The 10189-nt window shown below is 69.7% G+C and carries 11 protein-coding genes and 1 other RNA gene; 7 read left to right on the forward strand and 5 right to left on the reverse strand.

Annotation, left to right across the window (positions count from 1 at the left end; translation table 11 throughout):
- The 3 genes from DEIPI_RS28850 to DEIPI_RS28860 all read right to left on the reverse strand — a co-directional run.
- On the reverse strand, window positions 1–1251 hold a 1251-nt coding region (locus DEIPI_RS28850), incomplete at its 3' end, for a glycoside hydrolase family protein (RefSeq protein ID WP_045233786.1).
- Complete coding sequence (gene glf / locus DEIPI_RS28855) at window positions 1244–2425, reverse strand: UDP-galactopyranose mutase (RefSeq protein ID WP_045233705.1); 1182 nt, start codon at window positions 2423–2425, stop codon at window positions 1244–1246. The genes glf and DEIPI_RS28850, both read right to left, overlap by 8 nt.
- Complete coding sequence (locus tag DEIPI_RS28860; RefSeq protein ID WP_084473988.1) at window positions 2418–3644, reverse strand: glycosyltransferase family 1 protein; 1227 nt, start codon at window positions 3642–3644, stop codon at window positions 2418–2420. The genes glf and DEIPI_RS28860 overlap by 8 nt, the downstream gene beginning before the upstream one ends.
- A gap of 332 nt (window positions 3645–3976) precedes the next feature.
- On the opposite strand from DEIPI_RS28860, the gene DEIPI_RS0105795 reads away from it, so the two are divergent.
- From DEIPI_RS0105795 to DEIPI_RS0105810, 4 genes are all read left to right on the forward strand, one after another.
- A complete protein-coding gene (locus DEIPI_RS0105795) occupies window positions 3977–4687 on the forward strand; it encodes a uracil-DNA glycosylase (protein WP_027481166.1) in 711 nt (236 codons plus the stop codon).
- Window positions 4688–4722: 35 nt separating this feature from the next.
- A complete protein-coding gene (locus DEIPI_RS0105800; protein WP_027481167.1) occupies window positions 4723–5220 on the forward strand; it encodes a DUF427 domain-containing protein in 498 nt (165 codons plus the stop codon).
- A gap of 156 nt (window positions 5221–5376) precedes the next feature.
- Window positions 5377–5574: a DUF2795 domain-containing protein gene (locus tag DEIPI_RS0105805; protein ID WP_211238250.1), complete on the forward strand. Its 198-nt coding sequence runs from the start codon at window positions 5377–5379 to the stop codon at window positions 5572–5574.
- Between the two features lie 247 nt (window positions 5575–5821).
- Complete coding sequence (locus DEIPI_RS0105810) at window positions 5822–6349, forward strand: 3'-5' exonuclease (protein WP_027481169.1); 528 nt, start codon at window positions 5822–5824, stop codon at window positions 6347–6349.
- Window position 6350: 1 nt separating this feature from the next.
- On the opposite strand, the gene DEIPI_RS0105815 is transcribed toward DEIPI_RS0105810, so the two are convergent.
- Complete coding sequence (locus tag DEIPI_RS0105815; RefSeq protein WP_027481170.1) at window positions 6351–6776, reverse strand: hypothetical protein; 426 nt, start codon at window positions 6774–6776, stop codon at window positions 6351–6353.
- Window positions 6777–7093: 317 nt separating this feature from the next.
- On the opposite strand from DEIPI_RS0105815, the gene DEIPI_RS28865 reads away from it, so the two are divergent.
- Window positions 7094–8542, forward strand: coding sequence for an alpha/beta hydrolase family protein (locus tag DEIPI_RS28865; protein WP_157463476.1), 1449 nt, complete (start codon window positions 7094–7096; stop codon window positions 8540–8542).
- 6 nt (window positions 8543–8548) lie between these two features.
- On the opposite strand, the gene DEIPI_RS0105825 is transcribed toward DEIPI_RS28865, so the two are convergent.
- The gene (locus DEIPI_RS0105825; protein ID WP_027481171.1) at window positions 8549–9100 is read right to left on the reverse strand and encodes a DUF1802 family protein; all 552 of its coding nucleotides are present in this window, start codon (window positions 9098–9100) and stop codon (window positions 8549–8551) included.
- A 67-nt stretch (window positions 9101–9167) separates the two neighbouring features.
- Between DEIPI_RS0105825 and ffs the strand changes: the two genes are divergently transcribed.
- An RNA gene (ffs, locus tag DEIPI_RS36410) (signal recognition particle sRNA small type) lies at window positions 9168–9266 on the forward strand.
- A 77-nt stretch (window positions 9267–9343) separates the two neighbouring features.
- Window positions 9344–10189 (forward strand): MFS transporter (locus DEIPI_RS0105830; RefSeq protein ID WP_169737029.1); only part of this gene is annotated, 846 nt, incomplete at its 3' end.

Consider the following 10189-nt stretch of genomic DNA (forward strand, 5'->3'; position numbering starts at 1 on the left):
CGCGCCCGCCGCGAGTTCCCGCGCGAGCGTCACGAGGGCCGTGGGGCGCGGCTCGGGGGCGCGCACGTCCCACAGGCCGGGCTCGTAGTGCCCCTCGAAGCGGGTGAGGAGGCTGTTCCAGTCGAAGGACCCGAACGCCGCCCACGGGGTGACCGCCACGACGTCCACGCCGTCCGCCCGGGCCTCCCCGGCGGCGTCCCAGGCACCCGCGAGCCAGCGCAGCTGCTCCTCGCGGGTGCAGCCGAGGTGCGCCTCCGTGATCGCGACGGGCCGTCCGTAACGGTCCCAGGCGTCGCGCAGCCGCTCCCCGAACAGCCCCAGCGGGCGGCCCAGCACCCGGATCGCCTCGACGTCCGCGTACGCCTCGTGGCCGTTGCCGCCGTGCGTGCGCGGGGGGTAGCGGTCCAGCCGCTCGTCGAGGAAGCGTTCGCTCGTGACGTACACGTTGAGGCCCAGCACGTCGGGCGGGCAGGGGTTCTCGGAGAACCACGCGAGCTCACGTTCGGACGCGCCGCACGCGCGCAGCCAGCGCCACAGCGGGTGGCGCTCGTCCACGCGGCCCGCGAGCAGATCGAGGCTCAGCCAGCGCCGCTCGTTCTCGAAGTCCGCCTGATAGCGCAGATGTGACGTCGAGTGGACCTTGCCGAGGTCCTCCGTCTGCACGAGCGCCGCGCGCGGGTTCACCTCACGCACCGCGCGCATCGCGAGGACCGTGCCGCGCAGCTCGCTCAGCAGCGTGCGCCACATCCCGGCGCCGCTGCGCTCGTGCGGGTACCAGTGGCCGTACAGGCCGCTGAAGCGCGCCGTCGTGAGCGGTTCGTTCACGGGCGTCCACGCGTCCACCCAGGGGTAGCGCTGGGCCACCTCGCGGGCGTACGCGGCGAGCTTCTCCGGGAAGGCCGGGTCCACGAGGCTCGTGTGACGCGGCCCGCTCCCGTGATGCACCAGGCCCACGATGGGCCGCACGCCCGCCTCGCGGCTCATCCCCAGCCTCGAGTCGCTCCACGCCCACAGGCGCGGCCCGTGCTCCTCGGGCGCCACCTTCTCCCACAGCACCGGGAAGCGCAGCCGGGACGCGCCGAGTCCCGCGAGCAGCGCGACGTCGCCCTCGCGGACCGCGTGACCGTTCATCTCGCACTGGTCGAGGTAGTCGTCCCCGACGCGGTTCACGGTGCACTCCACGCCCGCCCACAGCTCCAGGCCGTCCCTGGCGCGGAGAAGCCCGGCACGCGCCGGGCTTCCCTCAGTCACCGTTGACTCCCACGGTCTCCTCCAGACCCGCCGGGGTGACGCCGAAGCGTTCGCGCAGCTTCCCGAAGGTCGTGAGGGCCTGCGCCACCACCTGATCCATGTTGTAGTAGCGGTACGTCGCGAGGCGCCCCACGAAGGTCACGTTCGTCATGGCCTTCGCGTCCGCCTCGTACCGCTTGTAGAGCTCCGCGTTCTCGGGCCGCGGGACGGGGTAGTACGGATCGCCCTCCGCGCGGGGGTACTCGTACACCACGCTGGTGTGCGGGTGCTTCTGCCCCGTGATGAACTTGAACTCCGAGATGCGCGTGTACGCGTAGTCGTTCGGGTAGTTGACCGTCCCGACCTCCTGGAACTGCTCCTGCGGCAGCGTGACGTGCTCGAAGTGCAGCGAGCGGTACGGCAGCTTCCCGTAGCGGAAGTCGAAGAAGGCGTCCACCGGACCCGTGTAGATCATGTGCCGCCACGGCACGAGATCCTGGATCTCGCGGTAGTCCGTGTTGAGCATCACCTTGATGTTGGGGTGCGCGAGCATCGCCTCGAACATGCGGGTGAAGCCGTGCAGCGGCATCGCCTGGTACGTGTCGGCGAAGTAGCGGTCGTCGCGGTTCGTGCGGGTCGGGACGCGCGCCGTGACGGACGCGTCGAGCTCGCTCGGATCGAGGCCCCACTGCTTGCGGGTGTAGCCGCGGAAGAACTTGTTGTAGAGGTCGCGGCCCACCTTGGAGACCACCACGTCCTCCGACGTGCGGATCTGCTCGCGCGGCTCCGCGACGGACTCGAACCACTTCTCCAGCTCGAAGGCCGTGAGGCTCAGGCCGTACAGCCGGTTGACCGTGTCGAGGTTGATGGGGATCGGCACGAGCTGACCGTCCACGCTCGCGAGGACCTTGTGCTGGTAGGGACGCCACGCGGTGAACTGCGACAGGTAGTCGAAGACGTCCTTGCTGTTGGTGTGGAAGATGTGCGGGCCGTACGGGTGGATCAGGATGCCCGCGTCGTCGTAGCGATCAAAAGCGTTGCCGCCGATGTGCGGGCGGCGGTCCACCACGAGGACGCGCGCGCCCAGCACGCTCGCGAGGCGCTCGGCGAGCACGCTGCCCGCGAAGCCCGCCCCGACGACGAGGAAGTCGAAGCCGCGCTGGGCGGCGGGCACGGTGGGATCGAATTCAGTCATCGGCCACTCCAGGCAAAGAGGAGCGCCGCGCGGCGGCGGCGGGAAGATCGGCGTCGGAGACGACGTCCCGGGTGGACGTGTCATCCCAGTTGCGGACGGTCTTGGCGTACCCGATGGAGTCTGCGCCCGCCTCGCGGATGAGGTCGTCCATCTCGCGCCACGTGCGGTCCCAGGACATGCGCGACAGCAGACGGTCCGCGCGGCGCATGCGCTCCGCGTTGTCCTCGGTGAGGGCCTCCGCGACCGCCGCCTCGAATTCGTCCGCGTCGGAGGCGATTCGCACGATGTTCTGCTCGCCGTAGGGACGCACCACGTCGCGGATGTCGGTGCTCACGACCGGCACGCCCGCCGCGAGGTACTCGGGCGTCTTGGTGGGGGAGATGAACTCCGTCGCCTCGTTGCGCGCGAAGGGCAGCAGCGCCACGTCCCAGTGCGCCAGGTACGACGGGAGCTCCTCGTACCTCTTCATGCCGAGGTAGTGCAGGTTCTCGCCGCGCGGCAGGGCGCCCTCGTCGATCTTCACGACCGGGCCGAGCAGCACGAAATGCCACTCCGGACGGCGGCTCGCGACCGCCGCGAGCAGGTCCACGTCGAAGCGCTCGTCGATGACGCCGTAGAAGCCCAGACGCGGACGCGGCACCCCCGCCTGATCGGCGGGATCGGCGCGGCCGTCGCGCGCGCCCGCGAAGTGCGCGACGTCCACGCTCGACGGGAAGGGGAAGGTGCGGGGGTGCTGCTCGCGCTTGGCCTCCCACAGACGGTGCCCGCCCGTGAAGACGAGGTCCGCCATGCGGAACAGGCGCGCCTCGCGCTCACGCAGGGCGCGCGGCGCGAACTTGAAGTTGGCGAGCTCGTCCATGCAGTCGTACACCACCACGGACGGATCGAGTCCCTCCACGAGCGGCAGCCGCATGGGCGTGTAGACCCACGCGGTCGGGCGGCGCACGCCGCTCGCGCGCAGGAAGTCCTGCACCAGGGCGCGCGTGAGGACCTCGTCCTCGTCGAGGCCGCGCGGAACCTGCGGCACGATCACGGTGACGCCGTTCTCCTCGCGGACGTCGAGCCTGGCCTCCACACCGGGCTCGACCTCGACAGGCTCCTCGACGTAGAAGACGCGGCGGTCGCGCGCCGCGCGGGTCATGAGGTGCTGCGGGCGCTGGAACACGAAATTCCAGCGCAGATGTGAAATACACACGAGGTCATTCGTATGCTGTGGCATGCTTCCTCCTTGTCGTCGTTGACGAAGATTCGAAACGACAAGCTACGCAACTGTGTTGCGTAGCCCAGACTACGAGTAGGTTCTCATACCCCGGTGAGTTGGCTCTTACGGAATGGATCAAGGGAGCGAAAGCTTTCTCATGGGTTTTTTCCGAATTCCCGCCAAAAAACAGCCACTTTCGCTGCCATATCTGAGGACTCCCTCAAGACGAAAGTGCCGGAACCGACCTATGTTCAGATTCCGTCATGATTCGCGCGTTCCTTCTCTTCACCTTCCACCGAACGTCATCCGACCGACGATCCGGTAAGCCCCTGCCCCTGCAGCATGAACCCATGACCGCCGACACCGCCACGACCCTGCTGCCCGGCCTGCCCGATGACTGGGCCAGCGTGCTCGACCCCGTCCTCCGGACCGAACGAACCCGGGAGCTCGCCGCCTTCCTCGACCGAGAACGCGCCGAACACACCGTCTACCCCCCCGCCGGGGACGTCGGCAATGCCCTGCGCCTCACACCCCTGGAGCGCGTCAGCGTCCTCATCCTCGGACAGGACCCCTACCACGGGCCCGGTCAGGCGCACGGCCTCGCCTTCAGCGTCCTGCCCGGTGTGCGTCCCCCGCCCAGCCTCCAGAACATCTACAAGGAACTCAAAGCCGACGTCGACTTCCAGCCCCCGAAGCACGGGTACCTCGTGCGCTGGGCCGAGCAGGGCGTGCTGCTCCTCAACGCCGTCCTCACCGTCCGCGCGGGCGAACCCAACTCGCACGCCGGGCACGGCTGGGAGGAGATCACCGACGCCGTCATCCGCGCCGTCAACGACAGGCCCGACCGCGTCGTCTTCGTCCTCTGGGGCGCCTACGCCCGCAAGAAGAAGCGGCTCGTCACGAACCCCGCGCACGTCGTCATCGAGAGCGCCCACCCCAGCCCCCTCTCCGCCACGAAGTTCCTCGGCACCCGCCCCTTCAGCGCCGTGAACGCCGCTCTGCGCGAAGCGGGACGTCCCGAGATCGACTGGCAGTTGCCGCTCAGTGTGGAGTCGCGCTGACGGAACCTCCCACCCCGTGGGCGCACCATGACAACATGACCTCACGCCGCGTCCCGCCCGCGCCCGGACAGGAATCCGTCTGGGACTACCCCCGACCGCCCCGCCTGGAACGCGCCACCCGCCGCGTCCGCGTCATTCTCGGCGGCGAGGTGATCGCCGACAGCGCCCGCGCGTTTCGCGTCCTCGAGACCAGCCACCCGCCCGTCTACTACGTCCCCAGGGAGGACGTCCGGCCCGGCGCCCTCACCCGCGCGCCCGGCGCGAGCCACTGCGAGTACAAGGGCCGCGCCACCTACTGGACCGTCCGCGGAGGAAGCGGCCTCGAAGCGCCCGCCGCCGCGTGGTCCTACGAACACCCCGACGCCCCCTACGAGGCGCTCGCCGGACACGTCGCCTTCTACCCCGCCCGCATGGACGCCTGCCTCCTCGACGACGAACAGGTCACCCCACAACCCGGCGACTTCTACGGCGGCTGGATCACCCGCGACATCGTCGGCCCCTTCAAGGGCGGACCCGGCACGAACGGCTGGTGAGGAGAGGGAGGTGTCAACACGTCTCCCCTTGCTCCAGCACGTGATTTTTTCGTCCCCCTTCCCCAAGGCTTCGCGAGGAGAGCGTAAAGAGCGATTACGCGAACCTACACGCTCCCCGCAGACCCCTTCCGCACCATGGGGCGAGGAGGCGCACCCATGAAGATCAACCCGATTCAGCTGCAGAAGCACCTCAAGGGCGTGACGTACCCCGCCAGCAAACAGGACCTCCTTCAGAAGGCCGAGAGCAACGGCGTCGACGACAACGTCCGTTCCGTCCTGCAGGCCCTGCCCGAGCAGGAATACGGCAAGCCGACCGACGTGACGGCCGCCGTCAAGAACCTCGACAACAAATAACGCGCGTCGCCCAAGAGGGTGAGGACCGGGCCGTCCGAGTGGCGGCCCGGTCCCTCGCTCCTGCTTGGGCCGTCCGCGCGTCTCTCCACTCAAGCGAGCGTCGTACGGACCGGGACGGCCCGGTCCTCCTGCCTGGGCCGTCCGCGCGTCTCTCCACTCAAGCGAGCGTCGTACGCTCGGGAGCGGTCCCTCGCTCCTGCCTGGGCCGTCCGCGCGTCTCTCCACTCCATGCACTAGGCTGTTCAGGATGGAGTACGTCGTCTTCGACCTCGAAACCACCGGTCTCTCACCCGACAAGGACGCCATCGTCGAAATCGGCGCGATGTACGTTCGGGACGGCCGGGTCATCGAGGCGCCGATCTTCCACAGCCTCGTGAATCCCGGACGGCCCATTCCCTGGTACGTCACGAAGGTTCACGGCATCCGCGACGAGCACGTTCGCGGTGCGCCCGAGCTCGGGCAGATCATGCCCGCCTTCCTCGACTACGTCGGCGATCGGCCCGTCGTCGCGCACAACGTCGGGTTCGACGCGGGCTTCATCCGGGCCGCCGCGCGCAGGCACGGGCTGGTGTGGGCCCCCCCGCAGGAGATCTGCACGGTTCAGCTGTCGCGCCGCGCGTTCCCGGGGCAGCGCAGCCACAAGCTTGACCTGCTCGCCGAGCGCTTCGGCCTGCAGTTCGAGGAGGGCGGACGTCACCGCAGCCTCGGAGACGTCCGCGTGACGGCCGAGGCGTTCGTGCGGCTGCACGAACGCCTCGGCCTCGGGGCGCGCTGAGCTACTTCTTCTTGCTGCGGCCCTTGGCGCGGCTCTGGCCGAGGTTCTGGCCCTTCTTGAAGCTGGCGTCCATCTTGCGGCGCGTCTCCTCCGCGAGGGCCTTGAAGTCCAACTCGCCCCGCTCGAACGCGTCGATGCTGGGCTTCACGCGGCTCGCGCGGCGGCTGCCGCCGAGGTCACGGTCGACGTTCTCGAACCAGTGCTCGAAGGCAGGCGTCACCTCGAAGACCATGTCCTTGGAGTCCTTCGAGTAACGTTCCTCGCTGCCTCTTCGGCTGTACTGCTTGGGCAGTTCGAAACGCTCCGGAATGTACGCCGCGTCGAAGCGGCCTTCACGTACAGCCGCGCGGAAGAGTTTGACGAAGGCGTCCGAGCGTTGGGGATTGCTGAGGTTTTGCACCTGCTCACTGAGTTTTCTAAAAGCCATCATTGCCTCCAGAAGCATTATGGAAACAGAACGGCAAAATGTAAAGCCACGCGGAAAATCCCACGAAACATCTCCTGACGTTTCCTCGCCTCGATTCATGCTCGTACCCGACCTGCGACGTGGGTCGTCGCGTTCGTCCTCCAGCATGGAACATCCTGTATCGACGAGAACGACACGTCACGACGGGTGTTCCGCCGTACGGAAACGATGCACGTAACACAGCGATCCCCGAACCTTCAAGTTCGCTCAGGCATTCTTGAAGGGCATGCTTCACTCTCCTCAAGCGAAGCGTGCCGTGAGCGACCTAGCATCAGGGCATGCGTCGGGTCATCGTCACCGCGCTCGCCCTCGCGGGTCTCGCGGGGGCCGCGCCGAAATCGCAGGCTCCCCTGGAGGCGGTCGGCGTGACACGCGTCACCCGTCCGGGCGTCACCGTGAAGGGCACCCCGGCGGCCTACAACGTCTCCATCACCGTCCGTTACGCCCGCACCGCGAAGCCGCGCACGATCCTCGTGCTGATGCCGGGCTTCCTCGGCGGCGCCGTCAGTTTCGATCGGCTCGCCCGGCAGATCGTCACGCTCGACCCCACCGTGGCGGTCTGGGCGGTGGATCGCCGCAGCAACGCCCTGGAGGCGCAGCAGGCCGTCGCGAAGGCCGACCGCGCCACCCTCGCGCGGATCTCCCGTGACGGTCTGCCCGCCCGCAACACCTCCTCGCTCGCGTTCATGCAGGACTGGGGGCTCGACGTCACCCTGCGCGACTGGCGCGCAGCGGTGCTGGAGGCGCGCAAACTCACTCCGAACGTCTTCATCGGCGGGCACTCCCTCGGGGCGGCCATGGCGGGTCTGTACGCCGCGTACGACTTCGACGGGCGCGCGGGCGCACGCGACGTCAGGGGGATCGTCATGCTCGACGGCGTGCCCGGCAGCAGCCTGGGCCGTCAGATCAGCGAGGCCGAGTACGACGGCGGCTACACCCTCTCCTTCGCGCGGGCGACGGGACGGCGCGACCTCGCCTCGAATCCCTTCGTGTCGCTCGACTTCTACAATCCCGTCCGCGCGGCGCGCGGCGCGGCGCAGGCCCGCCTCGCGGCGCTCGACCCGAACGGCGTCAGTCCCTCCGGCCTCACGCGCTATCCCGCCACGAACCTCGCCGCGGCCATGCTGCAGCTGGAGAAGCGCTACGCCGTGCTGCCCTTCCTGAGCGTCACGACGGGCCGCGCCAGCAACGTCCGCGAGTCCTACCTGCTGCCCGCGCTGCTCGTCGGCGGCGCACGCGGCGCCGAGGCGCGCGACGCCTTCAACGTCCTCGACCCTTCGAAGCCCGCCGGGTGGACGCAGGACCCGGGGGCGCCCACGGACGCGCGCGACTTCGTGGGGCGCTTCTGGCGGCCCTACGGCGACTTCGTCGAGTGGTACTTCCCGCAACGCCTGACGCTCGACATGAGCGCCTGCGGCCTCGACAGCAGCAAGCTGAACTGGCTGCGCGGCGTGCGCCTGTGGCACACGGCGGAGGTGAACGTGCCGATGCTGGGTGTCGTCGCTCAGAACGGGATCGCCAGCGAGGACGAGTTCCGCGCGTACGCGAAGCGCACCCGCGCTCCCCTCACGACCTTCGTCGCGTCCGGCTACGCGCACCTCGACGTGGTCACGGCCCGCTCGGACCTCGTGGCGCGGCGCGTGCTGGGCTGGATGAGGAGCGCGCTCGACCCGGACCTCGGGGGACTGCCCGCCCCGACGGACGTGAACGCCGTCGGCGGCGAGTAGGGACCCTCAGGCGCCCACGCGGGCCCGGACCTCCTCCCGCACGGCGGCGAGGCGGTCCTCCGCGAGGGCGGCGCGGCCCTCGACGTCACGTCCCTGGAGCGGCACCCAGCTCACGCAGCCCAGCATCTCGGGCGTCTCGTCGAGCTTCACGGGCTCGTCGAGGACGGTGACGCGCACGACCAGCGCGTGCAGCCAGGGTCGGTCCCGGTAGCGGAAGCGCCGCTCGACGGCGCCGGGCGTGAGGCACTGCATGTCGGTCAGCGCCAGGGCGCGCTCCAGGTCCGTGACGCGGTGGACGTCCACGACCTCCGCGAGGGCGGGCATCACGATCCGACCCGGGCTGGGGTCGGCGCGCAGGTCCCCGTGCAGGTCGGGACGCAGCTCCTGCGGGTTCTGGTGCAGGAAGGTGGGGTAGAGCAGGAAGGCGCGGTGCTCCACCTCGAAGCCGTCGTGGGTCTCCATGATGCCGCCCTTGCGCAGCAGCACGGCGGTCTCACCGCGCGCGAGGGCGCGCACCTGGGCGTCCCATTCCTTGAGGGCGTAGTCGACGTGCGTCATGCGCCGAGGATAGTGCGTGCGGCGCGGCTTGTCCGCGCGGCGCGCACGGTGCTATAGTCACCGAGCATTGCTGGCGCAACGCAGCGGCGACGCTCGAACCTGGTCAGGTCCGGAAGGAAGCAGCCATAAGGGATGATCGCTGGGTGCCGTTGCTCACCGGCAATGCTTTTTTGTTGCCTGCGGCCTTTCCGGGCGGGTAGTCTGAATCGTTTCAGCGACCCGACCGACCCTGCGGAGGCCCACGTGACGACCGTTCCCACCAGCACCCTGCCCGCCCGTACCATCGTCGCCGGCTTCCTCGCCTTCGCCCTCATGGGCGCCGCGCAGGCCATGTACGGTCCGTCCATCCCACGGCTCGGCGAGTTCTACGGCGAGAACCTCGCGCGCACCGGACTCATCCTCAGCGCCCACGCGCTCGGCGCGCTCGTCGGGGTGCTCGGCTCCGTCCCGCTCGAACGCACCGCGCTCGCCCGCTGGCGCGCCGTCCTCAGCGTCGCCCTCATCGCCCTCGGCGGGCTCACGCTCGGCCTCGGCCCGACCCTGGGGCTCGCGCTCGTCGGGGCCGTCGTCGTCGGGCTCGGGTACGGCGGGCTCACCATCGGCCTCAACGGGCTCTTCTCCCGCGCCTTCGGGGAACGCAGCGGCGCCATGCTCAACCTCCTCAACGCCATGTTCGGCATCGGCAGCGTCCTCGGGCCGCTCGTCGTGAGCCTCGCCGTCCGACTCGACCCGCGCGCGCCCTTCGTGGTGCTCGCCGTCGCCTGCGCGCTCGCCGCGCCGCTCGCGCTGAGCGTCGACGATCGCCTCCCGCCCGCGCCCCCGGAACGCACGGCCACCTCGAAGCCCCTCCTGCTCGCCTTCGTCGCGCTGCTCGTGCTCGGCGTCGGCGTGGAGGCCAGCAGCGCGGGCTGGGCCGCCACGTACCTCGTCACGCTCGGCGCGAGCGCGGGAAGCGCCGCCACCTTCACCGCCGTGTACTTCACCGCCTTCACGCTCGGGCGTTTCCTCGCGGCGCCCCTGAGCCTGCGTGTCCCCCCGGCCCGCTTCGTCGGCGGCACCCTCGCCCTCGCGCTCGTCGCGCTGCTCCTC

This window comes from Deinococcus pimensis DSM 21231, assembly GCF_000519345.1.
Classification (GTDB): Bacteria; Deinococcota; Deinococci; order Deinococcales; family Deinococcaceae; genus Deinococcus_A; species Deinococcus_A pimensis.

Excerpts from the sequence above, each read along its gene's own strand:
- DEIPI_RS0105815 (WP_027481170.1), bottom strand. The coding sequence starts at position 6,776 with ATGGCTTTTAGAAAACTCAGTGAGCAGGTGCAAAACCTCAGCAATCCC.
- DEIPI_RS0105805 (WP_211238250.1), top strand. The coding sequence starts at position 5,377 with ATGAAGATCAACCCGATTCAGCTGCAGAAGCACCTCAAGGGCGTGACG.
- DEIPI_RS28860 (WP_084473988.1), bottom strand. The coding sequence starts at position 3,644 with ATGCCACAGCATACGAATGACCTCGTGTGTATTTCACATCTGCGCTGG.
- DEIPI_RS0105795 (WP_027481166.1), top strand. The coding sequence starts at position 3,977 with ATGACCGCCGACACCGCCACGACCCTGCTGCCCGGCCTGCCCGATGAC.
- glf (WP_045233705.1), bottom strand. The coding sequence starts at position 2,425 with ATGACTGAATTCGATCCCACCGTGCCCGCCGCCCAGCGCGGCTTCGAC.
- DEIPI_RS28865 (WP_157463476.1), top strand. The coding sequence starts at position 7,094 with ATGCGTCGGGTCATCGTCACCGCGCTCGCCCTCGCGGGTCTCGCGGGG.
- DEIPI_RS0105825 (WP_027481171.1), bottom strand. The coding sequence starts at position 9,100 with ATGACGCACGTCGACTACGCCCTCAAGGAATGGGACGCCCAGGTGCGC.
- DEIPI_RS0105810 (WP_027481169.1), top strand. The coding sequence starts at position 5,822 with ATGGAGTACGTCGTCTTCGACCTCGAAACCACCGGTCTCTCACCCGAC.
- DEIPI_RS0105800 (WP_027481167.1), top strand. The coding sequence starts at position 4,723 with ATGACCTCACGCCGCGTCCCGCCCGCGCCCGGACAGGAATCCGTCTGG.